The sequence below is a fragment of the Pseudarthrobacter sp. NPDC080039 genome (assembly GCF_040702335.1).
Classification (GTDB): domain Bacteria; phylum Actinomycetota; class Actinomycetes; order Actinomycetales; family Micrococcaceae; genus Arthrobacter; species Arthrobacter enclensis_A.
This window is the reverse complement of sequence record NZ_JBFBKY010000012.1, coordinates 62,571-87,430: the sequence shown is the minus strand read 5'-3', so window position 1 is coordinate 87,430 and position 24,860 is coordinate 62,571. Positions and strand designations below refer to the sequence as shown.

The following is a 24,860-nucleotide window of genomic DNA, read 5'->3' as shown; positions in this document are numbered from 1 at the left end:
TGCTACTTGGCTGCTTCCAGCAGTTGCGCACGGACCTGCTGGGTGGCCTTGACCAGGTTGCGCAGGGACTCCTCGGTCTCGGCGTAGCCGCGGGTCTTCAGGCCGCAGTCCGGGTTGACCCAAAGCTGGCGGGAGGGAACGTGCTTGACGGCGGTGGACAGCAGCTCGCTGACCTCGGCCTCACCCGGGACGCGGGGCGAGTGGATGTCGTACACGCCGGGGCCAACACCGCGGCCGAAGCCGTGGGATTCGAGGTCGTGGACAACCTCCATGCGGGAGCGGGCCGCTTCGATGGACGTCACGTCGGCGTCCAGGCCGTCGATCGCGTCGATGATCACGCCAAACTCGGAGTAGCAGAGGTGGGTGTGGATCTGGGTTGAATCGGCGGCTCCGGCCGTAGCCAGGCGGAACGAGTCAACCGACCACTTCAGGTAGTGGGCCTGGTCGGCCTTGCGCAGCGGGAGCAGTTCGCGCAGGGCAGGCTCGTCCACCTGGATGACCTTGATGCCGGCCCCTTCAAGGTCCGCGATTTCGTCACGCAGCGCCAGGCCGACCTGGTTGGCGGTCTCGCCCAGCGGCTGGTCATCGCGGACGAAGGACCACGCCAGGATGGTGACCGGACCGGTGAGCATGCCCTTCATGGGCTTGCTGGTCAGGGACTGGGCATATTCTGCCCACTTCACCGTGATGGGGGCGCTGCGCGTAACGTCGCCCCAGAGGATGGAGGGACGGGTGCAGCGGGAGCCGTAGGACTGGACCCAGCCGTGGACCGTGACGTCGAATCCCTCAAGGTTTTCCGCGAAGTACTGGACCATGTCGTTGCGCTCGGGCTCGCCGTGGACCAGGACGTCGTAGCCCAGCTGTTCCTGCAGGTCCACCACGCGCCTGATCTCGTCCTTCATAAGCTGTTCGTACTGCTCATCGCTCAGCTCGCCCTTGGTGTTGCGTGCCCGGGCGGAACGGATTTCAGCCGTCTGCGGGAAGGACCCGATGGTGGTGGTGGGCAGCGGCGGCAGGTGGAGTGCTTCTTCCTGGGCTGCTTCACGGACGGAGTAGTCGGAGCGGGCGAAGTCGGCCGCGGTCAGGGCTTCGGTGCGCGCACGGACGTCGGCGCGGCGGACACCTGCTGCGGTGGCACGGGAGGCGATCACGGCGGTTGCTTCGTCGATGGCGGCCCGGGCGGAGGCTGGGTCCGCCAGGTAGGACGCCAGGGTCCTGACCTCGACGGCTTTTTGGTCGGAGAATGCCAGCCAGCTGCGGAGCTGCTGGGACAGCTGGGTTTCCTCGTCGACGTCGTGCGGGACGTGCTGGGTGGAGGTGGAGGTTGAAACGGCGAGCCTGCCGGCGGCTGCCTTCAGCCCGTCCAGCTTGGCAGCTGACGCGGCGAGGTCGTTGCGCCAGATGTTGTGGCCGTCCACGACGCCGGCCACCAGGGTCTTGTTGCCCAGCCCGGCCAGCGCAGCTGCGGAGGGCACGGCACCCTTGAAGACATCGATGTGCAGCGCGTCGATGTTGGTTGCGGCGAGGGTGCCCAGCTGGCCCTCGAGCGAACCGTACGGGGTGGAAACAAGGATCTGGGGGCGGTTGGCTGCCGCCGTCAGGACACCGTAGGCCCGGGCAACAGCGGCTTCGATCTCGGCGGCGGGGGTGTCCTGGTCTACCACCAGGGCGGGTTCGTCGAGCTGGACCCAGCCGGCGCCCGCGGCGGACAGCTTCTGCAGCAGCTCTACGTATACCGGAAGGATGTCCTCAAGGCGGGACAGCGGTGCGAAGCCGGCCGGAGCCTCGTCCGAGGCCTTGGACAGGAGCAGGTAGGTGACCGGACCCACGATGTAGGGGCGGGTTTCGACGCCGTTTTCCAGGGCGAAGGCGAACTCGTCGACCTTGGCGGTGGAGGCAAGGGCGAAACTGGTCTCCGGACCGATTTCCGGCACCAGGTAGTGGTAGTTGGTGTCGAACCACTTGGTCATTTCCAGGGGCTGCTGGTCCTTGGTGCCGCGGGCCAGCGTGAAGTAGCCGTCGATGTCCAGCTGACCTTCAGCGTTGAGGAGCTTGCCGAAGCGTGCCGGAACAGCGCCCAGGTGCGCGGTGGTGTCCAGGACCTGGTCGTAGTAGGAAAAGGTGCCCGGCACTGCGGCGGCTTCGGTGAGGCCGAGTTCCTGCAGGCGCCTGGCGATGGACAGCTGGATGTCCCTGGCGGCCGCCTCCAGGGCAGCGGCGTCGATCTTTCCTGCCCAGTAGGCCTCAACGGCCTTTTTGAGCTCGCGGCGCCGGCCGATGCGGGGGTAGCCGAGGAGGGAGGCGGAGGGGAAGGGTGTGGCGTTGGTGGGCAGGGTGTTTTTGGGCATGGCGAAGTTCCTTGGGTCGAAGACGTGTGTGCAGTCCGGGGTTTGGCGCCCGCGGGCGAAGGTTGCGAAAGTGCTGGTCAGCCGGCGAGCTGGGCGGCGCCGGAGGCACGCCGGCTGCCGGGGCGGCTGCGCCGCGGAAGGGCCAGCTTGTCCAGCACCTCCAGTGCGCTCTGGTGCTCGTTGAAGGTGTAGATGTGGATGCCGGGAGCGCCCGCATCAAGGGCGGCATTGGCGAGGTCGACGGTGGCGTCGACGCCGATGTGGAGCCGTTCGAGGTCACTGCCGGCCGCGGCGAGGCGCGCCATCAGCTGTGGTGCCGGCTCCACCCCGGTAAGCTCTCCCAGCCGTTTGAGCCGGCGGAGGCTGGTCAGCGGCATGACTCCCGGGATGATCGGGATGGTCACGCCGGCACGGCGTGCCCGGGTCAGCAGGTCCGCGTACTGCCTGGTCTCGAAGAACACCTGGGTGATGGCAAAGTCAGCCCCGGAGCGCTGCTTGGCCAGCAGCACCTCCACGTCGTGTTCCTCGCTGGGCGATTCAGGGTGCCGCGAGGGATAAGCGGCCACACCCACGGCGATCTTGCCGGCGCAGAGCAGGGCTGAACGGCGCTGCTCCACCCGGCGGATGAGTTCGATCAGGTCCTGGGCGTAGCGCAGGGATCCGGCGGCCGGTGCGCTGGCGTCTTTGGGAAGGTCGCCGCGCAGGGCAAGGATTCCGCGTACCCCGGTGTCCAGCAACTCACCGACGATGCCGGCGAGTTCCTGTGGGCTGTTGCCCACGCAGGTGAGGTGGGCAAGCGGCCGCAGCGTGGTTTCGAGCAGGAGCCGGTTGATGAGTTCGACGGCGGTGTCCCGGTTGGATCCGCTGGCGCCGTATGTCACCGAGACATAGTCCGGCTCCGTTGTTTCCAGCTCGCGGATGGTGGTCCAGAGCGTCTCCGCCGCCGCAGGCGAACGCGGCGGGAACAGCTCGTAGGACAGCGCCACCGGGGCGGTGTCGGAGAGGTTTGGATGTGCGTCAATCAGGCTTGGTGGTGACATTTGCGTCCTTGGCTTTGGGCCATTGGGGTCCCCGGCGAAAACGGAAGGGAGACCGGCAATGAATTGAGTTTGGGAACACGGAGGGACTCCACAAGGGACGCAGCCGCGACTGTTACGCCTTGCATGAAGTAGTCCGTGAGCAAATGTCAGGCCCACATGGGGGCACCCACACCCTCCGGAGCGGAGGATCGCTGACACGTTACCGCGGTAACTTGTATAAAACTTTAGGCGGCCACCCGGGGCGGGTTCAAGTCGGCGCCGAATTAAGACGCACTTTTACAGCCCGATTCTTCCGGCCGCAGAATTTCCTTCGCCAGTACCGAATCTATCAGGGCCGTTCGGGCGCGGTGCCGTCGTTGCTGTCCAGGTACTCTTCCCGTTCGCGTCCGCTGTTGTGCTCCCGCCCCGCCTGCCGTGACCTGTCCTGCAGCTGATCCAGCCGGTCCTGCAGCGCCCCTGCCGGCGTGTCCCCGGGAGACTTCCCCCGGGCGCGCGCTTGGGGGATTGCCCCGCGGCGCCGAGTTTGGCGTCCAGCCGTTCCCTGGCCTCCGCCAGCCGGCTGCCCGTTCCTGCTGCCGCGTCCGCAGCTTGACAGCTTTCCGGTGCTTGGCCGGCCGCTGCCAGCGCCTCCTTGTAAGGGGGAAGGGCCGACGCCGGGTCCCCGGTAGCGTACGCCCCTTTTATGCGGTTCGACGACGTTGGCCACGGAAAGTCCGCCGTCTGGATTCTTTCGGGCACGCTGGTCGAAAGCACTGGATTTCCCCTGGTGACGGTGTTGGGCGGGCTGCCGGGCCGGCCGTGTCCCGCCCGTCATCCTATCCAAGCCCGGCACCACGAACCCCGGCAATGGGCACCCCTCCCCATGGGGACGGGTGCAGGTCTATCCTTTTGCCATGATTGAGCTTCCAGCCAGCTACAAGGAATATCTCGCCGGCAAGAGCCAGCACTTCGTCGATACGGTCCGGCCCGTGCTGATGCAGTCTGCGGCGGAAAAGCTGCATGGGGTCCGGGTGGTGAACAATCCCACCGGGCACCAGGCGCATCTCGATGACACCCTGCCTTTCGGCGTGGTCCTCGAGGACATCGACTAACCCCTGACGGCCCCCGAAAGGGCCAGGGCGTTGCCGGACCCGCGCGCCACGACGACGTAAAGTGCCAGGACCGGCACCGAATAGAGAATCGAGAATGCGGCCAGCTGGCCGTACGCCACTGCGCCGTGCTGGCCGAAGAAGCTGAAGATCGATACTGCCGCGGGCTGGCTGGACTCGGACAGCAGGAGGACGAACGGGACGAAGAAGTTCCCCCAGGCCTGGATGAACACGAAAATGAATACAACGCCCAGGCCCGGACGCATGAGCGGCAGCACAATGGCCCGCAGCGCTGCCAACCTGGAAGCACCGTCCACCCACGCCGCCTCCTCCAGGGCCAGCGGTACGCCATCCATGAAGTTCCTGGTCATCCAGATGGCCATGGGCAGGCTGGTTGCGGCCAGGAACAGCACCGTGGCGGGCATGGAGTCCAGCAGCCGCAGCTGCACGAACAATCCGTACACCGGGACCATGATGGCAGTCACCGGCAGGCAGGTCCCGAAGAGGATGCCGTACATAAAGGGCGTGTTGAAGCGGGACCGGTAGCGGGACAACGGGTATGCAGCCAGCACGGCAGCCACGAGGGTCACCAGTCCGGTCCCGGTGGAGAGAAGGAAGCTGTTCCACAGTGGCAGGAACAGCAGCCCGGGCGTGAAGACCGCGGAGAAGTTCCCAAGGCCGGGCTGTTGGGGAACCCGGGTAGCGTGGCCGGCGGCCGGGTCAAGGGAACCGAAGACCAGCCACAGCAGCGGCAACACGAAACAGGCGCCCACCAGCAGCAACACCACATCAGCCCAGGTACTGCCACGCGGTTTCACGGCCTCTGCTCCCTGAGCAGGCGGAGGTAGGCCGCGCCAAACACGCCGCCAATGACAATCAGGACAGTGGCCACAGCCGTGCCGTAGCCAATGTCTCCGAACTTGAAGGCCTCCTGGTAGGCCAGCACGGGCAGCGTGGTACTTCCGTTGGCAGGACCGCCGGCGGTCATCACCCAGATCAGGGTGAAGACAGCCAGGGTCTGCAGCGTCACCAGCATCAGGTTGGTGGCAATGCTTCCCCGGATCACCGGCAGGGTAATGTAGGCCAGCCGCTGCCAGGCGCCGGCGCCGTCCATCTGCGCCGCCTCGGTCAGCTCGGCCGGGACGCCGTTCAGTGCGGCGCGGTACACCAGCATGGAAAAGGCTGTCCCCCGCCAGACATTGGCCAGTACCACCGCCGCCATGGGCACCGTGTAGAGCCAGTCGGTCTCCGGCTGTCCCAGGCCGCCAAGGAGTTGGTTGAGCGTGCCGTCGCGGCTGAAAAAAGCATAAGCGGCGAACGCGGCCACGATTTCCGGCAGGACCCAGGCGGCAACGACGGCGGTGCCCACCGTTGCCGAGACAGCCGGACGTGCGCGCCGCATGAGTACGGCGAGGGCCAGCCCCAGCACGTTCTGGCCCAGGACGGCCGATCCAGCGACGAACAGGACCGTCAGCCCCAGCGACAGCGGAAAGACCGGGTCCTGCACCAGCCGCTGGTAGTTTTCCAGCCCCACCCATTCCGGGTTCCTGGCGTGCCGTCCTGTGAGGCCAACATTGGTCATCGAGGCGTGGAAGGCCCACAGCACGGGGCCCGCGAGGAACACGAGCAGCAGCACGGCCGCGGGCAGGACCGGCAGGTAGCGGACCACCTGCCGCCCCCGGTGGGTGGCGGCCAATGCTACTTCCGGATTGTCTTGTCCGCGCCGACTATCCCGGCCACGGCCGCGTCATAGTCGGCGGCCGCCTGTTCCGGGGTCCTCTTCCCGGTGATGACGGCCTCGGTGGCTTCCTGGACGGCAGCGGAGATCCGGGGGTAGTCAGACGTGGCCGGGCGGAACCTGGTGACGGACACCAGGCCGGAGACGTCCTTCACGAACGGATTCGCTGACTGGTAACCAGCGTCAGCGGCAACGTCCGAGCGGACGGCGATCTGTGAACTGGCCACGGTGAACTTCAGGGAGTTCTTGGCGTTGAGGGCCGTGGTGAGGAAGTTGAAGGCAAGGTCCGGCTGCTTGGTGTCCGCACCAACGGCCAGGGTCCAACCGCCGGACATGCTGACCGCCCCCGGGGCCCCGCCACTTTCCGTGGGGAATGGAGCCACGCCCATGTCCTGCGCGTAGCCCGGCCAAGCGTAGCTTCCGCCGGCCTGCCAGAACGACGGCGCGTAGGAGCCTTCCACGGTTGCCCCGAGCTTTGCTTTGGGGAACCACTCTCCAAACACCTTCTTCCAGATGTTCGGGTCCAGCGCGTCGGCCGGGGCGACCGCCAGGTGTTCCTTGTAGAGCGTGTCGAGGAATGTCAGCGAGTCCTTGAAGCCGGTTGAGCCGACGACCCACTTTTTCGAATCCTGGTCGTAGAGGGCCGCGCCGGTGCCGTACAGGAGCTCATAGAAGCCCTGCATGACCGTACCCTCGCCGGTGCCTTTGCCGGCGTACATGTTGAAAGGGATCACATCCGGCTCGGCGGCTTTGATCTTCCTGGCGGTGTCCAGGATGTCCTGCCAGCTGGACGGATGCCACGGCACGCTGATGCCTGCCGTCTCCAAAACCTTCTTGTTGTACCAGATGGCCCTCGTGTCGGTGCCCAGCGGCACCGCGTACGTGCCGCCGTCGTCCGCTTTGCCTGCTTCCTTGGCGCCGGCGTCGAACTTGCCCCAGTCGCCCCACCCTGCCAGGCGGCTGTCCAGCTTCAGGAGGTATCCGGCGTCGACGTCGGAGCGGACCTTGAAGGTGTCTTCGTAGAAGACGTCCGGAGCCGTCGAGGGTGACCGGAGGGCGAGTGCCAGCTTGGTTCCGTAGTCGTCGTCGTTGGCCTGGATGGGCTGCAGGTCGACCGTGACGCCTTGGTTTGCGGCTTCGAACTCCTTTTTTGCATCCTGGAGCATGCTGTCCAGGGCAGTGAAGGAGTCTGTCTTCTGATAGGCCACTTTGATGGTCTTGTTCCCGCCGCCCGGATCGGCGGGCGTGCAGGCTGCCAGGACCAGGGTGGCGGCAGCGAGGAGGGACAGCGTCCTGGGTGCGCGGCGAAGCATGCCCGTCAGCTTTCCAGCAGGAGACGCTGGGCCCGGGGCGCCAGGGTATGTTCAAGGACCAGTGAGGCGGCGCCGATGGCGCCCACGTCCTCCCCCACCCCCGTACCGACGACCTCGATGGGGTGGATCAGGCGGGCATCGCTGTTGGCGTCCAGGAGCGGCGGGACCAGTTCCAGGTAACGCTGCGCCAGGCAGGTCCAGAACGGGCCGCCGAAGACCACGCGTTCCACGTCCAGGGTGTTGGTGACCACCGAGGCGGCCCTCGCAACCAGGGTGGCGGACCTGTCCAGGATGGCGGAGGCCCCTTCATCTCCGGCGTACGCACGCGCACAGAGCTCGGAAAAGCTCTGCTGGATTTCGGCAGCGCTGCCGGCCGCAGGGCCTTCCAGGATTCCGGCCGCTTCCGCCTGCGCCACCAGGACCTGCGGGATGGCGGAGGATTTGACGCAGCCGCGCTGGCCGCAGTCGCAGGGTGGCCCATCCGGGTCCACGATGATATGGCCGATTTCACCGGCATTGCCGGACGTTCCCCGGACCACCTCATCGTTCAGGACGATGCCGCAGCCGATGCCGGTGCCCATGTACATGAAGATGAAGCTGCCGGCGCCGCTGGGGCCGCCCGCCCACGTTTCGGCGACGGCGGCGCTCGTAACGTCCTTGTCTACCAGGACCGAGTACCCGGTGGCCCTGGCCAGCGCGTCGCGCAGTTCCACCCGGTCCCAGCCGGGGAGTAGAGGGGGGTCCACCACGGTGCCGTTGTCCAGGTCGATGGGGCCCGGGGCAGCGACGCCGAGCCCTGCAATGCGGCTGCGGTCAACGCCGGAGTCTTCCACGAGCTGCGCGAGTTCCGCTGCGATGGTGGCGATGACGGCGGAGGGATCGTTTCCGCCGGGTGTCTTGATCCGCGAATGCCGGACAACGGCACCCACGAGGTCCAGCACCACGAAAGTTGTTACTGCCGGGTCCAGGTGGACCCCGAGGGCGTACATGCCGCCGGGATTCAGGCGGAGGATGGTGCGCGGCTTGCCTGGGCCAGTCCCCTCCTTGCCCGCCTCCACGATCAGGTTCTGGTCCAGCAGGCGCCGGGAAATATTCGAGATGGTCTGCGGCGACAGGCCAACGATCTGGGCCAGCTCCACGCGGCTGAGGCCACCGGAAGTCCTGCGGATTGCGTCAAGGATGACGGTGAGGTTGAAGTCCCCCATCCTGGGCAAGTTGGTTCCGCGTCTCGGAGAGGATTGGCGGATCTCAGACACTGTGTCCCCTAAACGTCTTCGGCTACCTGTGATGGTGATGCTTTGAATCGTACGTTAAGGGTGCGCCGCCGCCCATATGTATGGACGGCGGCGCGGCGCGGCATGCGTCTTCCCACGTCAGTGGGTGGGGCGTCTGCTCCGCGTGACGGTGAACTTCGCGTTCCGGCCCTCCACGTCTGTAGGCCCCACGAGCCGTTCCAGTGCCGGTACGTAGGCCAGGTGGCGGTTGAAGACCGTCCACAGTTCGCCCCCGGGAGCCAGTACCCGGCCGGCCGCCCCGATCATCTTCAGGCCGGCGCCGGCGTGGACGCCGGCGCCCACGTGGAAGGGCGGGTTGAGCAGCACCGTTTCCACAGTGCCGTCAGGGAAGGTGCTGAGCGCGTCGTCCTGCAGCACGGTAATCCGGTCTGCGAGTCCGTTGGCCCGCGCGGTGGCCAGGGCGGACTGCACGGCCGCCGCGGACTGGTCGGTTGCCGTCACTGAAGCGGCCGGGAACTGCCGGGCGTACATCGCGGCCAGGATGCCGGTACCGCATCCCAGGTCCACCGCATGGCGTGCGGGTTTCATCGCAGGCAGGAACGTCAGCAGGAAACGGGTGCCGATGTCCAGGCGGGGGCCGGCGAAAACAGCCCCGTGGGCCGCCACGTCCAGGTCCAGTTCCGCGAGATGCTCCACCACGGGAAAGCGGGGGGACGTTGTAACCTGCCTGGGGCCGCAGGCCAGGAGGATCCGGGATTTTTGCCGTGCGAGCTGCGGCTGGACGGAAACGAAGTACCGTTCGAGGACCGCGTTCATGCCCAGTGACATGTGCTTCACCCTGCCCCCTGCGAGCAGGCGGACACCCGGTGCGGCGTGCCGGGCCACCAGGGCGGCGATTTCCTCCAGTTCCGCAAGGGTTTTGGGGAGCTGCAGCAGCACAGTGTCTGCTTCCGCCAACAGTTCGGGACCCAGGGGCAGCTGGACGAAGCCATTCCCGGTATGGGCAGCATCAGTCGCGGCAGGGCCGGGTGGGTGGCCGTCTTCGCCAGCCAGGGCAGCAGCATTCAGCCGCAGGGCCCTTTCGCCGGTGATCAGGTCCTGGTGCACCCGCAGCGACGCGGGGGCAAGCACCGCCGAAGCGCCGAGCGTCAGGGCGCCGTAGCGGTCCCCGATAACAGTGATTTTGCTGCCGGCGCGGCCCAGCTGCACGGCCGTCTCCAGCAGCAGCCGGTCCGTGGCATCCCAGGCCTGCAGGTTGGGGGCTTCGACGTCCGGGCGCCGGCGCAGGACCCGGAAAATGTCCTCCAGCGTGTTTGCTGCCACCGGTGTCATGCCGCCTTCTGTTGCCTTTGCCCGCCCCGGCTCCCGGGGCATCACCCCCACGTTACCGGTTCCACCCCTGCCGGCATTCCAGGCAGCCTCATGATCGCCGCCACTGCTGCCCGTCCGGCCCGGTTGGCGCCAATGGTGGACGACGACGGTCCGTAACCCACCAGGTGGATGCGCGGCTCGGCTGCCACCTGCGTCGCGTCCATGGCAATACCGCCGCCGGGGCCACGCAAGTGCAGCGGGGCGAGGTGTTCCAGTTCCGCCCTGAAGCCGGTAGCCCAGAGGATGACGTCGGCCTTCAGGAGGCCGCCGTCGGCGCGGCGGACGCCGTCAGGTTCAATCGATGTGAACATCGGCTGGCGGTCCAGGGCGCCCCGGTCCCTGGCGTCCCGCAGCGCAGGTGTCCAGATCAGCCCGGTTACCGAAACAACGCTTTGCGGCGGAAGCCCCTGGCGGACGCGTTCCTCCACCAGCGCCACGGCGTCATGGCCGGCCCTGGTGTCGAACGGCCCGTCACGCCACACCGGTTCCCGGCGCGTGAACCAGCTGGTGGAGGTGACCAGCGAGATCTCCGCCAGCAGGCCGACGGCGGAGATGCCGCCACCCACCACGATGACGTGTTTGCCGCGGAACTCTTCCGCGGAGACGTAGTCGGCCACGTGCAGCTGCCTGCCCCGGAAAAGGTCCCGGCCCGGATAGATGGGCCAGAACGGACGGGTCCACGTACCCGTGGCGTTGATGACGGCCCGGGCGCTCCATTCGCCGTCGGACGTTTCGATCCGCAGCCGGCCGGCCGGATCATCGTCTTCCCGCCTGATGGCGCGGACTTTGACGGGCCGCCGAACGGAGAGGCCCAGCTGCGCCTCATAGGTTCCAAAGTAGCGGGTCAGGAAACGGGAGCTGGGCTCCGCCGGATCAACCTCAGGTTTGGGAATGCCCGGCAGGTCGCTGATTCCGTTCACCGTGGCCATGCGCAGGCTCTTCCAGCGGTGCCGCCAGGCACCGCCGGGACCTTCCTCCCCGTCGAGCACGGCGTAGTCAAGTCCCCGGCGCTGGAGGTGGTACGCGGCCGACAGGCCGGCCTGCCCCGCTCCGATGACCACCACATCGGTCCGGTCAGGAATCACTCCCCAATGATAGTCGCGGAGGCCCGCGCGGCCTTAGGGTGGGCGCATGGACAGTGGAACAGCGCCGCGGACGGGAACCGGAACCACAGGGCATGCGGCCCGGCTGGAAAGGGCTCTGGGGGTGGTCCTTGGCACCGGGCAGATACCCCTGCGGCTGCGCGCCTGGGATGGATCCGAGGCAGGCCCGGCAGATGCACCCATCCTGGAGTTCAGGTCCCGGAAGGCACTGCGCCGCATTCTGTGGTCGCCCGGGCAGCTGGGCTTGAGCCGGGCGTACGTTGCCGGTGACATCGATGCACCGGGTGACATCTTCGCGGCCTTCTCGGCGTTGAGCTCGGCCGGTAAGTTTTCCGAGCCCGGCCCCTTCCGTCCGCCGTCGGCCGCCGAGCTTTGGCTCCTGGTGCGTACAGCCGTCCGGCTGGGTGCGCTCGGTCCCAATCCCGCTCCCCCGCCCGAGGAGGCACGCGTCGCCAGGAAAGGCAGGATGCACTCCAAGGGCAGGGATGCGGCCGCCATCTCGCACCATTACGACGTCGGCAACGATTTCTACGCCCTGGTATTGGGGCCTTCCATGGTCTATTCCTGCGCGGTGTGGCCCGCGGACGGCGCCGGACAGTCTGCCAATGCAAAACCGGAGGACGGCCTGGACGCCGCGCAGGAAGCCAAGCTGGACCTGGTCTGCCGCAAGCTGGGCCTGCAGCCGGGAATGCGGGTCCTTGACGTTGGATGTGGGTGGGGCAGTTTCGCCATGCACGCTGCGGCCCGGTACGGCGTCAGTGTGGTGGGCGTGACGCTGTCCACTGAACAGGCGGTACTGGCGCGTAAGCGTGTTGCGGACGCGGGGCTGACTGACCGTGTGGAGATCCGGGTGCAGGACTACCGGGATGTTGCGGACGGGCCCTTCGATGCGATCAGTTCCATCGGCATGTCGGAGCATGTGGGGCGGGCGCAGACCCCTGCCTACGCCGCCGCGCTGTTTGGGCTGCTGCGGCCCGGCGGCCGGTTGCTGAACCACGCAATCTCCTGGAACGCCGGACCCACCAGCCCGGACCCGGATTCGTTCATCCCCCGGTACGTCTTCCCGGACGGCGAGATGATCAGCCTGGGCGAGATGGTGTCCGCCCTGGAGACTGCCCGGTTCGAGGTTCTGGACGTGGAGGCGCTGCGCCGGCACTACGCCCTGACCCTCCGTGCATGGGTCAGCCGGCTGGAGCAGAACTGGGAGCAGGCGGTACGGCTGGCCGGCGAGGGCCGCGCGCGTGTCTGGCGGCTCTACATGGCCGCGAGTGCCATCGGTTTTGAAAACGGACTGACGGGGGTCAACCAGGTCCTGGTGCGCCGGCCGGGCGGAGAGGAACCGCCGCTGCGGCGCACGGACTGGCTGTAACGGCAGCGCCCTCCTGCCGGGACGTAACCCGGCAGGAGGGCGGTTTATCCCCCGGGGGGCCTACGCCACCGGGGACGGGCCGCCGGGCTGGGTGTAGTGCTGGATCTTTTCGATCTGGACTACCTTCGGGTCGGTTTCGTCGGCCGCGTAGTCCGTTGGGCGCGTCATGTCCTCGCCCGTCCGGACCTTGAGGGCCCTCAGCACCAAAGTCAGGACGGCGGCGACCACCAGGTTCAGCGCAAAGGCTGATACGGCGATGTAGACGCTGATGTCCGTCCCGGGGATGGGAGCCACCGAACCGCCGAAGTGGGCCTTGGTGACCGGGTTGACCACGTTGTAGGCGGAAACGGTGCCGAAGATGATGCCGACCGCCCAGCCGACCAGCAGCGCCCAGCGGTCGAACCACCGGGTGTAGAGCCCCGCCACCACAGCCGGGAAGGTCTGCAGGATCCAGATGCCGCCCAGCAGCTGCATGTTGATGGCCGCCGACTGGTCCATGGCTATCACGAAGACCAGGGCACCCACCTTGACCACCAGCGAGACGATCTTGGACACTTTCGCCTCGGTCCTGGCGTCCACGTCCGGGCGGATGAAGTCCCGATAGATGTTGCGGGTGAACATGTTGGCCGCGGCGATGGACATAATGGCCGCGGGCACCAGGGCGCCGATAGCGATTGCAGCCAGGGCGATCCCGGCGAACCAGGCCGGGAACTGGTCAAGGAACAGCTGCGGAACCACCAGCTGCGGGTTGACTGAGCCGTCCAGGTCAATCGGCTTGGTGCCGGCCTGGATGGCCACGAAACCGAGCAGCGCAAGGAAGCCCAGCATCAGTGAATACAGCGGCAGGATGGCCGCGTTGCGGCGGATGGTGTTGCGCGCTTTAGAGGCCAGCACCGCCGTCACGGAGTGCGGGTACATGAACAATGCCATCGCCGAGCCCAGGGCCAGCGACCAGTACGCCGAGTAATTGGCGGCGCCGGGAATGAAGACGCCGGCCGGTTTGCCCGTGGCCTGGTTCACCGTGGCCAGTTTGCTTTGGGCCGACCCGAAGATGGTGTCCCAGCCGCCGAACTTGATGGGCAGGTAGATGACGGCCACGATCACGGCAAGGTAGATCAGCAGGTCCTTGACGACGGCGATCATCGCCGGCGCCCTCAGGCCCGACGTGTAGGTGTACGCGGCGAGGACGACGAAGGCCAGGATCAGCGGCAGGTCGGTCAGCAGCACGTTGCCGGAACTGCCCAGGCCCAGAACGGTCAGAACTGCCTTGATGCCAACCAGCTGCAGCGCGATGTACGGCATGGTGGCGACGATTCCCGTAACGGCAACAGCCAGCGAGAGCCACCGGCTCCCGTAACGGCCACCGACGAAGTCCGCCGACGTTACGTAGCCGTGCCGGTGGGACACTGACCACAGGCGGCTCATGATGATGAAAATAATCGGATACAGCACGATGGTGTACGGAACGGCAAAGAAGCCGCTCACCGCGCCCGTCGCCCACATCGCTGCCGGTACCGCCACGAAAGTGTAGGCGGTGTAGAGGTCACCGCCCAGCAGGAACCAGGTGATCCAGGTGCCGAAGCCGCGGCCGCCGAGACCCCACTCGTCCAGGCTGTGCAGCCCCTCCACGTCCGTGCCCCGGCGCCACTTTGCCGCCAGGAAGCCCATCACGGCAACGACGACGAAGAGCAGCACAACAATGACCAGGGCAGTCCAGTTGATTTCGCGCCCGTTCATGGCCGGTCCCCTCCCAGTCCCGTTCGGGCAGAGGCACTCCCTGCCTGGGGCGGCCCACCGGCGCGGGCCTCGGCACGGCGTCGCCGGTCTTCCTTGGTGACGAGCCAGTAGGAAGAGCCGGTCAATATCGCCGAAACCGGCACCCAGGCCAGCTGGTACCAATAGAAGAACGGCATCCCGCCCAGCCGCGGCGCGTCAAAGGCATAGAGCTGGGGCAACAGCGGGAACAGTATGGCGGCGGCCAGCAGGATGCCGGCGCCGATATAGGGAGCGGGCCTGGCCGGTCCGCGGATGGCGGTATCGCGCGTCAGGCGCGAATCTTCGGGAAAAGCTTCGCCGTTCTGGCTGTAGCCGGAACCGTCTGAGTGGGACATCTGCGACCTCCTCGTCAGCCCATCCCGCGGCCGCCGCTTTGGATGAAAGCCGTCCGGAGGCGGGACGATGGTGCCCTCATTCACAGTTGTACCGCGCTTTGACCTGCGCCGGAAGGGTTTTGGCCCACTGGCGGTTGCCGATGGCAACAAAAAAGGGAACCATCACGTGGTGATGGTTCCCTTTTTTGTGTACCGGTGGAGCTGAGGGGACTCGAACCCCTGACCCCCTGCATGCCATGCAGGTGCGCTACCAGCTGCGCCACAGCCCCGTACTTTTGTCGTTTCCGGCCGAATTCCCCGGAGCAACCTGACCAGAGTAATGCACTTTTCCGCTGGACGCCAATCGGCCTTCAGCCGGCGCGCCGTGGCCCTGAAGCACCCGCCACTGGACACTTCACCGGGGAACGCGGGGGTGCAAAATCCGGGCGAGGGTGCAAAGTGCAGGCCAGGGTGCAACCGGACCGGACAGGTAGTGGAAACAAAAAGTCCGCCGGAACCAGTGGTTCCGACGGACTTACCCGGTGGAGCTGAGGGGACTCGAACCCCTGACCCCCTGCATGCCATGCAGGTGCGCTACCAGCTGCGCCACAGCCCCGGATTGTTGCTGCCCTTGCGAGCCTCGTTCAGGGTCTCCCCCGAAGCAACTCAAATATCTTAGAACAGCAATTCCGAAAATTCCAAATCGGGAATATTCGCCGCTGGGCGCGCCCAGCTAGTCCGAAACTGCGGCAGCTTTGGCGGATGCGTCGTCGCCGAGCTGCAGGTCCACGACGGGGCAGTCCTTCCACAGGCGCTCAAGGGCATAGAAAACACGGTCTTCCTCATGCTGGACGTGGATCACGACGTCGGCGTAATCCAGCAGGACCCACCTGCCGCCCGAACGGCCCTCACGCCGAACGGGACGGAGGTCCTGCTTGGCGAGTTCTTCCTCGATCCCGTCCACGATGGCGTTGACCTGGCGTTCGCTGGGCGCGGACGCGATGAGGAAGACGTCGGCAAGTGCCAGGCGCTCACTCACGTCCATGGCCACAATATCCTGGGCAATCTTGTCGGCGGCAGCTTTCGCGGCCGTACGGGCTATGGCAATGGACGATTCTGTTGCAGTCATGGGACTCCTTGTTTGGGTTAAGTGTTGAAGCCGGCAGCGCGCTGTGATGCGGGATCAGCGGGACATGCCGCTGACGATCAGGATGATGCCGGCAATGAGGGCCAGGATCCCGAACGCGAGGACGCAGAACTGAAGGACACGGTTCCGCCGGGCCCGGGTGAGTCCTGCGGTGGCGGCATCCAGTGGGTCAAGGCCGTACGCGGACCGGGCAGGCACCCTGGGAAGATCCTCGAAGAGGTCCTCGGACGGGGCTTCCGTGAGGCTCGCCGGACGGGCGGCCGGCTTGGGCCGCGTGGCAGCCTTGGCGGCAGCCTCCGCGCGGGCGATGACCTGCGAACGGCCCGTGGCGGAGTCGGCCGCAGACGGCTTGGTACGTGCCGGGGTTTTGCGTTTTCCAGCCCCCGGCAGCTTGGTCCCGGGCCGCGTTGTGACGGGTACATGGGAAGTGGCCGGGGGCTTCATCACGGGACGATCGACGCCGGGCACCTGGACGAACTCAAGAGGCGTCACCATGGCCAGGTTGTTGGCGGTGGAGGGGCCCGGTTTGTCAGCGGGAACGACGGGCCTGGCGGGGGCGGCAGGCGTACCGGCCTGTTCAGCCAGCTTTTGCCGTGCCATGGCCCGTCGGTTCAAGACTGCTGCCCGCTCGGCAAGGGCAATCTGCTCGGCCAGGTCCTCGGGGTCCACGGCTTCGGGATCGGGGGAAGCGCTCTGCTCCACCTTGGAGGTCTGGTTCCCCGCCTGGGCCGCGATGAGCGCCCGCGCCTCCAGGGCCTGCTCCACCGTCATGCCATCCGGGGCGCCAAGGGGAGCCTCAGCCGGGGGCTCAGGTGCTTTCGTCGCGGCCGCGCTGCTTCCGGCCTCAGGCGCAGGGGCTGGAGGAGCGGCGGAGGGAACAACAGGGTTCGCAGCCGTGAGCGCCTGCTCTTTGAGTTGCTGCAGGCGCAACTGGCGGCGGGTGGGCGGCCCACCGGCAGAAAGCTGCCCTTCCTTTTCCTCGAGCTCCTTGAGGGTCCGCAGCGCGGCACGGTCGCGGGCCCGTATCTGGGAGGAACGCTGGGTGGAAGGCTGCTCCGGGGCTGGCTGTGCACGGGGCGGGGATGCGGCGCCGGCCGAACCGGCAGCCTCCGGCCCTGCCGTCGCAGGAGCACGGCCAGCCGTGTGGTCGGCGGCAGGCTGGATCTGCTCCGATTCGGGCGTGGCAGGCTGCTGGGCTTCCCTGGCCTTCCGGAGTTCCCGGCGGCTGCGGATTTGTGGCTGTTCCTGACTCATTGAGGACTCATTCAGTACTGGCTGGTTCGCGTGCTTCGGAAGTTGGTTCCTCCGCGCCTTCGGGCGGGTCGGAATACAGGCCGTATTTGGCGATGTACTGCACTACCCCGTCCGGGACCAGGTACCAGACCGGGTTGTTCGCTGCCACGCGGGCGCGGCAATCCGTGGAAGAGATGGCCATCGCCGGGACTTCCAGGAGGCTCACGTCGTCGCGGCCCATGCCGTCAAGGACGTGCCCTGGCCTGGTGACTCCCACGAAGTGGGCCAGCGACCACAACTCGTCGATGTCCTTCCAGGAGAGGATCTGGGCCAACGCGTCCGCCCCCGTGATGAAGAAGAGATCTGCGTCAGGCCGCTGCGCCCTAAGGTCACGGAGGGTATCGATGGTGTAAGTGGGACCAGGACGGTCGACGTCGACACGGCTGACGGTGAAGCGCGGATTGGAAGCCGTGGCAATGACAGTCATCAGGTAGCGGTGCTCAGGCTCGCTGACCTGCTTATGGGACTTCTGCCATGGTTGCCCGGTGGGTACGAAGACCACCTCGTCAAGGTCGAATTCGGCCGCGACCTCGCTGGCCGCGACCAGGTGGCCGTGGTGGATGGGATCGAAGGTCCCGCCCATCACGCCCAGCCGCAGCCTCCCCCGGGCACCATTGCGGTGCAGGTTGTGGGAAATCTTAGTGGCCCTGCCCGCGATCGTGCTTGTTGGGGTGCTGCCGGTGCGGATCCGCGTGCTCGTCGGTGGGGGCGTGGCGGTTGCCCAGGTTGTTGTAGGACCAGGCGATGAACATGAGCACCACCAGGATCGCGAACATCGACACGCCGAAGACCCACGGCTCAGCCCACAGCGGCGCAGGCGCCTCGTGGCCGGATTCACCTGCGGCGGCGACGGACATGGCAATCTGCTGGAGCAGCATTTTCTCCCCTATGTTCAGGAATTTACGGGCAGCGGAACATTCCGCTGCTTTCCGGGTTCTGGTCTATGTTACCGCGTTGCTATGCGCGGACTTGGCCTTCACCCTGGACGATCCACTTCGTGGTGGTGAGCTCGGTCAGGCCCATGGGACCGCGGGCGTGGAGCTTCTGCGTGGAGATGCCTACTTCGGCACCAAGACCCAGCTCCCCGCCGTCGGTGAACCGGGTGGAAGCATTGACGATCACGGCGGCCGAATCGACTTCCGCAATAAACCGCTCGGCGTTGGCCAGGTCATTGGTGAGAATTGCTTCCGTGTGCCCGGTGGACCAGGTCCGGATGTGCTGCATGGCTTCGTCCATGCTGTCGACCATGGCCACGGCAAGATCCAGGTCCATGTATTCGGTGCCCCAGTCCACGTCTGTGGCCTCGAGGGTTTCGACCCCCGGCAACGCGGCCTTGATCCGGTGGTCCACGTGCAGGCGGACGCCGGCGCTGCGCAGGGCACCGGCAACTGCAGGCAGCACCGTTGAGCCGGAGTGCACCAGCAGGGTCTCCACGGTGTTGCAAACACTGGGCCGCTGCGTCTTGGCATTGAGCACGATCTCGACAGCCATGTTTTCGTCAGCCGATTCGTCGATGAAGATGTGGACGTTCCCCTCCCCTGTCTCGATCACGGGGACGGCCGAGTTGGTCACAACGGTCTGGATCAGGTCCCGGCCGCCGCGGGGAATCAGCACGTCCACCCTGCCGCGGGCCTTCATCAGGACGTTGGCACCGGGCCGGCCAAACTGGTCAACGGTCTGCACGGCGTCGGCAGGAAGGCCCACGGATTCCAGGGCCTCCCGAAGCACCCGCACCAGCACTTGGTTGGTGGCTTCGGCAGCGCTGCCGCCACGCAGGATCACGGCGTTTCCGCTCTTGAGGGCCAGGCCCGCAATGTCCACGGTGACGTTGGGACGTGCCTCGTAGATGGCTGCCACCACACCCATGGGCACATTGACCTGGCGGAGGCGCAGTCCGTTGGGAAGGGTCTGGCCCCGGACCACATTGCCCACGGGGTCCGGAAGGTTGGCCAGGTTCTCAAGGGCTGCCACCAGGCCGGCTACCCGGCTTTCGGTGAGCGTGAGCCGGTCAAGCAACGCCTTGGAGGTGCCGTTGTCTTCGCCCCGCTGGACGTCCATGGCGTTGGCGGCGAGGATCGCCTGCACATTTTCCTGCAGGGCAGCCCCCACGGCACGCAGGCCGCGGTCTTTCCAGGCCCGATTGGCGGTGGCCATCCGGCGGGACGCATGGCGGGACCGATCGGCGATGGCGTGCACGGCAGCTTCCACCTCTGCTGCGGAAAGCGCCACTTCAGCTGAGGCCGGTTCCGCTGAGGCACCCGGCTGCGCGTGGGCAGCAGTGGTTCCGGTATTTTCAGCAGCGTGCATCAGGGCTTCAGTCATGCTCCAAGTTTAGGCGAGCGGGCAGCTCAGACCAGCACCAGGTCATCAACATGAACAACTTCGCGGTCATAGCCGCTGCCCAGCTCCTCGCCGAGTTCCCGGGTGGACCGTCCCAGCATGTGCGGCAACTCCTGGGAGGAGTAATTGACCAGTCCCCTGGCAACAACGGTGCCGTCGGCACCGGCCAGTTCAACGGCGTCCCCAGGCTCAAAGTCGCCGTGCACTGCGGAAATGCCTGCAGGCAGCAGCGACGTGTGGTGGTGGCGTACGGCGCGGACGGCCCCTTCGTCCAGGACCAGGCGCCCCTGGACCGAGGCTACGTGGGCAAGCCACAGCAGGCGGACCGGCTTGCGGGAGCCGTTGACGGCGAACCAGGTGCCAACGTCCTCGCCGTTCAGGGCCGCGGCCGCGTTCGGCGTCGAGGTCACCAGGGCATGGATGCCGGAGCCTGCGGCCATGCTGGCTGCTTCCACTTTGGTCATCATTCCGCCGGTGCCCACACCGGCCTTGCCCGCCTTGCCGATGGACACGCCCTCGAGGTCGTGCGGACCGGTGACCAGGGGGATGCGTTTGGCACCCTGGGCAGGCGGCCCGTCATACAGGGAGTCGACGTCGGACAGCAGCACGAGGGCATCCGCGCGCACCAGATGCGCCACGAGGGCGGCCAGCCGGTCGTTGTCGCCGAACCGGATTTCGTGGGTGGCCACGGTGTCGTTCTCGTTGACGACGGGGACCACTCCAAGGTTCAGCAACCGGTCCATGGCGCGCAGTGCGTTGGTGTGCTGGCTGCGGCGCATCAGGTCCTCGGCTGTAAGCAGGACCTGGCTGACCGTGACGCCGTGCGCCCCGAAGGCCTGCGTGTACCGCGCCATGAGCAACCCTTGGCCGACGCTGGCGGCGGCCTGCTGGGTTGCCAGATCGCGGGGCCGCTTGGCCAGGCCCAGCGGCGCCAGGCCGGCGGCGATGGCGCCGGAGGAAACCAGGATGATCTCGGCGCCGGCGTTGCGTTTGGCCGCCAGGGCGTCAGCGAGGGCCGTGAGGGACTCTTCCGAGATGCCGCCCTTGATGCTGGTGAGCGAGGATGACCCCACCTTCACCACGATGCGGCGGGCACCGGCCAGCGCGCTTCGGTCCCCGGCACGGACGGCCGGGTCCGCGGTCATGCCCCTAGAGGTCATCGTCCGCTTCCAGTCCGCTTTCCTTCAGCGGCTGGGCAGCCCGACGTGCGCTGACGGACTCAGTCCAAATTCCTGCCCGCCGCTCAGCTTCAAGCTCGGCACGGGCGGCAGCCTTGGCATCCCGGCGCTCCTGCTGCTCTTCGCGCTTCTGGCTTCGGGTGGGCCGGTCACCTATGTCCGCGAAGCGTGGATCCGTACCGCGCGGGGAAGCCAGCAGTTCGGCGCCTGCCATCATGGTGGGCTCCCAGTCGAAGACGACGCCGTCGTCTTCGCCGATGACCACGGTGTCGCCGGGCTTTGCCCCCTGCTTGAACAGCTCGGTTTCGACCCCCAGCTTGGCGAGGCGGTCCGCGAGGTAGCCAATGGCTTCCTCATTGGTGAAGTCGGTCTGCTTGACCCAGCGCTCCGGCTTTTCGCCGAGGACGCGGAACAGCGGCTCCAGGTTCTTCTCCTCGCGGCGGATCTTGAACCCGGTTTCGTTGACGGCGCGCGGCCGCAGTACGACGGGCTGGACCTTGGGCGGCGCGGCAGCAACGGAGTCGCGGGCGGCCTTGACGATTTCCGCCATGGCAAAGCCCAGCTGGCGCAGGCCCTCATGGCTGGTGGCGGATACCTCGAAGACGCGGTAGCCACGCGATTCGAGTTCCGGGCGCACGAAGTCCGCCATGTCCTTGCCGTCCGGCAGGTCCACCTTGTTCAGCGCAACCAGGCGGGGGCGGTGGTTCAGGGGAACCACTTCGCCGTCCTGGCCAGCGTAGCTCATGTCCACGGCGTACTTTTCCAGCTCCGCCTCGATGATGGCGAGGTCCGAGAGGGGGTCGCGGTCCGATTCAAGGGTGCCGCAGTCCAGCACGTGGACCAGGGCGGCGCAGCGTTCAACGTGGCGCAGGAAGTGGTGGCCCAGGCCGCGTCCCTCGCTGGCGCCTTCGATGAGCCCGGGAACGTCGGCGATGGTAAAACGCACGTCTCCCGCCTGGACTACCCCGAGGTTGGGAACCAGCGTGGTGAAGGGGTAGTCGGCGATCTTGGGGCGGGCAGCGGACATGGCTGCGATGAGGCTGGATTTCCCGGCGGACGGGAAGCCCACCAGCGCGATGTCCGCAATTGACTTCAGTTCCAGGACGATGTCGCGGGAGTCGCCCTCGATGCCGAGCAGCGCGAAGCCGGGGGCGCGGCGTTTTTGCGAGGAAAGGGCAGCGTTGCCCAGGCCGCCCAGGCCGCCTGCGGCCGCCACGAACTCGGCACCTTCGCCGACGAGGTCAGCCAGTACCTCACCGTCCTTGGTCTTGACCACGGTGCCGTCCGGGACGGGCAGCACCAGGGTTTCGCCGTTTTTCCCGCCGCGCCAGTCACCCATGCCGGGGCCGCCGTTGCTGGCGTGCCGGTGGGGTGCGTGGTGGTAGTCCAGGAGGGTGGTGGTCTGGTGGTCGACGCGAAGGATCACGTCGCCGCCGTTGCCGCCATTTCCGCCGTCGGGGCCGCCCAGTGGCTTGAACTTCTCACGGTGGACGGAGACGCATCCGTGGCCGCCGGATCCGCCGGATACGTGCAGGACTACCCGGTCTACAAAGCTGGCCACGTGGATCTCCTCGAGTGGTGTCTGTGTGGGCGTCCGCGGACGCCACATCGATTGTAATGCGCTTAAAAGAACAGTGGAGCGGACCCTCAGGCCCGCTCCACCGCTTCAGAACTGGTTGTTACTCTGCAGCTGCAGCAGCAACGATGTTGACTACGCGACGACCGCGGCGGGTGCCGAATTCAACGGCGCCCGGGGTCAGGGCGAACAGGGTGTCGTCGCCGCCACGGCCAACGCCGGCGCCCGGGTGGAAGTGGGTGCCACGCTGGCGGACGATGATTTCGCCTGCGGAAACTACCTGGCCGCCGAAGCGCTTGACGCCGAGGTACTGAGCGTTGGAATCGCGGCCGTTGCGAGTGGAGCTCGCGCCCTTTTTATGTGCCATCTGAAATGCCTGCCTTTAAATTCTGGGGAATCTGTTGAAATACCTGAACAGTAACCGGTGGTTACTTGATGCCGGTGATCTTGACCTTGGTCAGTTCCTGGCGGTGACCCTGGCGCTTCTTGTAACCGGTCTTGTTCTTGTACTTCTGGATGACAATCTTAGGACCACGCAGGTCCTGGAGGATTTCAGCCGTAACAGTTACCTTGGCCAGGTCAGCGGCGGCGGAGGTGACCTTGTCACCATCAACCAGGAGCAGTGCGGGCAGCTCGATGGTGCTGCCGGCTCCACCGGCGACGCGGTTCAGGGTAACGAAGTCTCCAACGGAAACCTTCTCTTGGCGGCCGCCTGCGCGGACAATCGCGTACACCACTTGGGAACTCACTTCTCTCGACGTTTATTACAAAATTTGCGTGCGGAACCGACATGCTAAAAGCCTGGGTTCCCGCTGTGCCTCAACGCCGTGGGGTCATAACCCAAGTGTTGGCGTAAGCACCGAAGATCCAGAATACGCTAAATCCGTCTTCGGCCGCAAATGAGGCTGGTTCCGGCGGGCCGGCTGTGGTAGGAACCACAGGGCCGGCAGACTGCACCGCAACCGCGCCCCTCCATAATAGCGGCGGCCCGGCCTGCAAACGTCAGGAATGCAGCCTCGGCGCGTCGAAGAAAGCCACCTCCAGGCGGCAGGACTGTTTGAACGCGGTCAGCATCGCTGCCCTCTCCTGCGCAGAGGCGTTCCGTCCGGCGGCGTCAACGATCGATATGGCCCGGCGGGTGGCCGCGGCAAACGCCTCATCCGCATAGGTGCGGAGCCACGCGGCGTAGGCGTGCCCGTCAGGCTCACCGGCGGCAACGAACCGCGCGTGGAGCTTCTCCCCCACTTCGGCGTAGAGCCAGAAACAGGGCAGGACGGCGGCAGCCAGGACTGCATAGCTGCCCGACGCCGACGCCGCGGTGAGGTGGTCCACGTATGCCTTTGTGACGGGGCCCAGTCCGCTCTGCGCCGGGCGGCTACTCAGCCAGGAGCGGTGGAGTTCCGATTCCACCTCGAGGCACTGCTGTGCGGAGCCGGCCCAGAACAGCTGCTCGGCTTCCGATGGTGCGAGGGCGCTGGCCCGGGCCAGGACCCTGGAGTAGCCGTTGAGGTAAAGGGCATCCTGGGCCAGGTAGTAGGCGAAGTCCTTCTCCTCAAGCTCGCCCGAGCCCAGGCTCCGGATAAAGTCCAGCGCGTAGATGTCGTCGAGGTCCTGTTGGGCTTCGTCCCACAGCCGGGCAGCGAAGCCCCCTTCATGAAGGGCGGGCCGCAGGTGGTGGAAGTGGTGCACGGGCCCGTTCCCGTGGCCCACCTCCAGCTCTCCGGAGTTCTCAAGCGCACCGGCGAGCCAGGGCTTCACGGTCCGCAGCGACGCTTCCCAGTCGCCCACCCGGGCCTGCACGGTGGCCATCGCAGAAGACAGGGAGCAGCCGGTGCCGTGGCTGTTGCGGGTGGCAATCCGGTTGCCCCGGACTTCCACCACGTCCTGTGCCAGCAGGCCTGAGGCGTTGACCAGCGCGTCAGGGCAGTCCGTCCCCGCCAAGTGGCCGCCCTTCACCAGTACCGTGGCTCCGGTGGTCTTCGCCAACTGCTTCCCCTGGTCCAGGGCCGCGTCCCAGCTCTCCGCCGGCTCCGCCCCCACCAGCATGGCAAGCTCGGGCAGGTTGGGGGTAATGAGATGGGCAAGAGGCAGCAGTTCCCGGAGGGCAGCTTCGGCGGATTCCTTGAGCAGCCGGTCACCGCTGGTTGCCACCATCACCGGGTCCAGGACCACGACGGCGGGACGTACTTTCTCCAGCCAGCCGCGGACAGTGCGGATTACCGCTTCATCTCCCAGCATGCCGATCTTGACGGCGTCGATGCTGATGTCGTCGCTGACGGCGTCCAGCTGCTGCGCCAGGAACGCAACCGGGGGAACGTGCACGGCCTGCACCCCCCGTGTGTTCTGTGCGGTGAGGGCCGTAATCACGGCCATGCCGTATCCACCGTGGGCGGCGATGCTTTTCAGGTCTGCCTGGATCCCTGCTCCACCCGAGGGATCGGAGCCCGCGATGGAAAGTACCCGTGGAACGTCGCGGCCCACGGGCGCCCCCGCAGGAGCACCCGGTACGGCCGGAAGGGTCATGGAAAGGGTCGTAGACAAGAGACATCCCTTCGCCGGTGCTAGCCGGACAGGTTCAACGGGTCTGGATCTCAGCCGGCCTTCTGCTCGGCACCCCGTGTCGAGGTCCAG

General features: G+C 66.6%; 22 protein-coding genes, 2 tRNA genes and 1 riboswitch. Of the genes, 2 read left to right on the top strand and 22 right to left on the bottom strand.

Features of this window, described 5'->3' with window-relative positions; genetic code table 11:
- Positions 1-2: 2 nt before the first annotated feature.
- Both metE and AB0313_RS14080 read right to left on the bottom strand, forming a co-directional pair.
- Positions 3-2,348 carry a 5-methyltetrahydropteroyltriglutamate--homocysteine S-methyltransferase gene (gene metE, locus AB0313_RS14085; RefSeq protein ID WP_366306190.1) on the bottom strand — a complete coding sequence of 782 codons (2,346 nt, stop codon included), beginning with the start codon at positions 2,346-2,348 and terminating at the stop codon, positions 3-5.
- Positions 2,349-2,425: 77 nt separating this feature from the next.
- Positions 2,426-3,388, bottom strand: coding sequence for a methylenetetrahydrofolate reductase (locus AB0313_RS14080; protein WP_141941739.1), 963 nt, complete (start codon positions 3,386-3,388; stop codon positions 2,426-2,428).
- An 893-nt stretch (positions 3,389-4,281) separates the two neighbouring features.
- Between AB0313_RS14080 and AB0313_RS14075 the strand changes: the two genes are divergently transcribed.
- Positions 4,282-4,479 carry a hypothetical protein gene (locus AB0313_RS14075; RefSeq protein ID WP_141941743.1) on the top strand — a complete coding sequence of 66 codons (198 nt, stop codon included), beginning with the start codon at positions 4,282-4,284 and terminating at the stop codon, positions 4,477-4,479.
- Here AB0313_RS14075 and AB0313_RS14070 read toward each other — a convergent pair.
- The 6 genes from AB0313_RS14070 to AB0313_RS14045 all read right to left on the bottom strand — a co-directional run bounded on the left by AB0313_RS14070 (position 4,476) and on the right by AB0313_RS14045 (position 11,218).
- Positions 4,476-5,294 (bottom strand): carbohydrate ABC transporter permease, encoded by an 819-nt coding sequence (locus tag AB0313_RS14070; protein WP_366306187.1) that lies wholly within the window; start codon positions 5,292-5,294, stop codon positions 4,476-4,478. The genes AB0313_RS14075 and AB0313_RS14070 overlap by 4 nt on opposite strands.
- Positions 5,291-6,172 (bottom strand): sugar ABC transporter permease, encoded by an 882-nt coding sequence (locus AB0313_RS14065; RefSeq protein WP_141941747.1) that lies wholly within the window; start codon positions 6,170-6,172, stop codon positions 5,291-5,293. The genes AB0313_RS14070 and AB0313_RS14065 overlap by 4 nt, the downstream gene beginning before the upstream one ends.
- Positions 6,173-6,174: 2 nt before the next feature.
- On the bottom strand, positions 6,175-7,527 hold the full coding sequence (locus AB0313_RS14060; protein WP_307306296.1) for an extracellular solute-binding protein: 1,353 nt from the start codon (positions 7,525-7,527) through the stop codon (positions 6,175-6,177).
- Positions 7,528-7,532: 5 nt separating this feature from the next.
- Positions 7,533-8,732: an ROK family transcriptional regulator gene (locus AB0313_RS14055; protein WP_141941751.1), complete on the bottom strand. Its 1,200-nt coding sequence runs from the start codon at positions 8,730-8,732 to the stop codon at positions 7,533-7,535.
- 168 nt (positions 8,733-8,900) lie between these two features.
- Complete coding sequence (locus tag AB0313_RS14050; RefSeq protein ID WP_366306184.1) at positions 8,901-10,094, bottom strand: methyltransferase; 1,194 nt, start codon at positions 10,092-10,094, stop codon at positions 8,901-8,903.
- Positions 10,095-10,135: 41 nt separating this feature from the next.
- The gene (locus AB0313_RS14045; RefSeq protein WP_366306182.1) at positions 10,136-11,218 is read right to left on the bottom strand and encodes an FAD-dependent oxidoreductase; all 1,083 of its coding nucleotides are present in this window, start codon (positions 11,216-11,218) and stop codon (positions 10,136-10,138) included.
- Positions 11,219-11,264: 46 nt separating this feature from the next.
- Between AB0313_RS14045 and AB0313_RS14040 the strand changes: the two genes are divergently transcribed.
- Positions 11,265-12,605, top strand: a complete 1,341-nt coding sequence (locus AB0313_RS14040; protein WP_366306180.1) for a class I SAM-dependent methyltransferase — start codon at positions 11,265-11,267, stop codon at positions 12,603-12,605.
- Between the two features lie 60 nt (positions 12,606-12,665).
- On the opposite strand, the gene mctP is transcribed toward AB0313_RS14040, so the two are convergent.
- From mctP to thiD, 14 genes are all read right to left on the bottom strand, one after another.
- Positions 12,666-14,342 carry a monocarboxylate uptake permease MctP gene (mctP, locus tag AB0313_RS14035; protein ID WP_141941760.1) on the bottom strand — a complete coding sequence of 559 codons (1,677 nt, stop codon included), beginning with the start codon at positions 14,340-14,342 and terminating at the stop codon, positions 12,666-12,668.
- Positions 14,339-14,716 (bottom strand): DUF3311 domain-containing protein, encoded by a 378-nt coding sequence (locus tag AB0313_RS14030; RefSeq protein WP_141941762.1) that lies wholly within the window; start codon positions 14,714-14,716, stop codon positions 14,339-14,341. The genes mctP and AB0313_RS14030 overlap by 4 nt, the downstream gene beginning before the upstream one ends.
- Before the next feature lie 196 nt (positions 14,717-14,912).
- A tRNA-Ala gene (locus AB0313_RS14025) sits at positions 14,913-14,985 on the bottom strand.
- 253 nt (positions 14,986-15,238) lie between these two features.
- Positions 15,239-15,311, bottom strand: a tRNA-Ala gene (locus AB0313_RS14020).
- Positions 15,312-15,428: 117 nt separating this feature from the next.
- Complete coding sequence (gene rsfS / locus AB0313_RS14015) at positions 15,429-15,824, bottom strand: ribosome silencing factor (protein ID WP_141941765.1); 396 nt, start codon at positions 15,822-15,824, stop codon at positions 15,429-15,431.
- A 54-nt stretch (positions 15,825-15,878) separates the two neighbouring features.
- Positions 15,879-17,096, bottom strand: a complete 1,218-nt coding sequence (locus AB0313_RS14010) for a hypothetical protein (RefSeq protein WP_366306177.1) — start codon at positions 17,094-17,096, stop codon at positions 15,879-15,881.
- Between the two features lie 7 nt (positions 17,097-17,103).
- On the bottom strand, positions 17,104-17,718 hold the full coding sequence (nadD, locus tag AB0313_RS14005; protein ID WP_222116101.1) for a nicotinate-nucleotide adenylyltransferase: 615 nt from the start codon (positions 17,716-17,718) through the stop codon (positions 17,104-17,106).
- A 55-nt stretch (positions 17,719-17,773) separates the two neighbouring features.
- Positions 17,774-18,013: a hypothetical protein gene (locus AB0313_RS14000; protein ID WP_141941769.1), complete on the bottom strand. Its 240-nt coding sequence runs from the start codon at positions 18,011-18,013 to the stop codon at positions 17,774-17,776.
- Between the two features lie 79 nt (positions 18,014-18,092).
- Entirely contained in the window at positions 18,093-19,457 is a 1,365-nt protein-coding gene (locus AB0313_RS13995) for a glutamate-5-semialdehyde dehydrogenase (protein ID WP_366306174.1), read from the bottom strand.
- Positions 19,458-19,483: 26 nt separating this feature from the next.
- Positions 19,484-20,620: a glutamate 5-kinase gene (gene proB, locus AB0313_RS13990; protein ID WP_366306172.1), complete on the bottom strand. Its 1,137-nt coding sequence runs from the start codon at positions 20,618-20,620 to the stop codon at positions 19,484-19,486.
- Positions 20,621-20,624: 4 nt separating this feature from the next.
- The gene (obgE, locus tag AB0313_RS13985; protein ID WP_366306170.1) at positions 20,625-22,214 is read right to left on the bottom strand and encodes a GTPase ObgE; all 1,590 of its coding nucleotides are present in this window, start codon (positions 22,212-22,214) and stop codon (positions 20,625-20,627) included.
- Positions 22,215-22,332: 118 nt separating this feature from the next.
- Entirely contained in the window at positions 22,333-22,596 is a 264-nt protein-coding gene (gene rpmA, locus AB0313_RS13980; protein ID WP_009372867.1) for a 50S ribosomal protein L27, read from the bottom strand.
- 61 nt (positions 22,597-22,657) lie between these two features.
- The gene (gene rplU / locus AB0313_RS13975; RefSeq protein WP_141946370.1) at positions 22,658-22,966 is read right to left on the bottom strand and encodes a 50S ribosomal protein L21; all 309 of its coding nucleotides are present in this window, start codon (positions 22,964-22,966) and stop codon (positions 22,658-22,660) included.
- Positions 22,967-23,231: 265 nt separating this feature from the next.
- Positions 23,232-24,752, bottom strand: a complete 1,521-nt coding sequence (gene thiD, locus AB0313_RS13970) for a bifunctional hydroxymethylpyrimidine kinase/phosphomethylpyrimidine kinase (protein WP_366306226.1) — start codon at positions 24,750-24,752, stop codon at positions 23,232-23,234.
- A gap of 7 nt (positions 24,753-24,759) precedes the next feature.
- Positions 24,760-24,857, bottom strand: a riboswitch (TPP riboswitch).
- Positions 24,858-24,860 lie beyond the last annotated feature (3 nt).

Bases quoted from the DNA above. Each gene is read 5' to 3' on its own strand.
- AB0313_RS14060 (WP_307306296.1), bottom strand. From the start codon at position 7,527: ATGCTTCGCCGCGCACCCAGGACGCTGTCCCTCCTCGCTGCCGCCACC.
- AB0313_RS14000 (WP_141941769.1), bottom strand. From the start codon at position 18,013: ATGCTGCTCCAGCAGATTGCCATGTCCGTCGCCGCCGCAGGTGAATCC.
- thiD (WP_366306226.1), bottom strand. From the start codon at position 24,752: ATGACCCTTCCGGCCGTACCGGGTGCTCCTGCGGGGGCGCCCGTGGGC.
- AB0313_RS14030 (WP_141941762.1), bottom strand. From the start codon at position 14,716: ATGTCCCACTCAGACGGTTCCGGCTACAGCCAGAACGGCGAAGCTTTT.
- metE (WP_366306190.1), bottom strand. From the start codon at position 2,348: ATGCCCAAAAACACCCTGCCCACCAACGCCACACCCTTCCCCTCCGCC.
- rsfS (WP_141941765.1), bottom strand. From the start codon at position 15,824: ATGACTGCAACAGAATCGTCCATTGCCATAGCCCGTACGGCCGCGAAA.
- AB0313_RS14055 (WP_141941751.1), bottom strand. From the start codon at position 8,732: ATGGGGGACTTCAACCTCACCGTCATCCTTGACGCAATCCGCAGGACT.
- AB0313_RS13995 (WP_366306174.1), bottom strand. From the start codon at position 19,457: ATGACTGAAGCCCTGATGCACGCTGCTGAAAATACCGGAACCACTGCT.
- proB (WP_366306172.1), bottom strand. From the start codon at position 20,620: ATGACCGCGGACCCGGCCGTCCGTGCCGGGGACCGAAGCGCGCTGGCC.
- AB0313_RS14080 (WP_141941739.1), bottom strand. From the start codon at position 3,388: ATGTCACCACCAAGCCTGATTGACGCACATCCAAACCTCTCCGACACC.
- rpmA (WP_009372867.1), bottom strand. From the start codon at position 22,596: ATGGCACATAAAAAGGGCGCGAGCTCCACTCGCAACGGCCGCGATTCC.
- AB0313_RS14075 (WP_141941743.1), top strand. From the start codon at position 4,282: ATGATTGAGCTTCCAGCCAGCTACAAGGAATATCTCGCCGGCAAGAGC.
- AB0313_RS14040 (WP_366306180.1), top strand. From the start codon at position 11,265: ATGGACAGTGGAACAGCGCCGCGGACGGGAACCGGAACCACAGGGCAT.
- mctP (WP_141941760.1), bottom strand. From the start codon at position 14,342: ATGAACGGGCGCGAAATCAACTGGACTGCCCTGGTCATTGTTGTGCTG.
- nadD (WP_222116101.1), bottom strand. From the start codon at position 17,718: ATGGGCGGGACCTTCGATCCCATCCACCACGGCCACCTGGTCGCGGCC.
- AB0313_RS14010 (WP_366306177.1), bottom strand. From the start codon at position 17,096: ATGAGTCAGGAACAGCCACAAATCCGCAGCCGCCGGGAACTCCGGAAG.
- AB0313_RS14050 (WP_366306184.1), bottom strand. From the start codon at position 10,094: ATGACACCGGTGGCAGCAAACACGCTGGAGGACATTTTCCGGGTCCTG.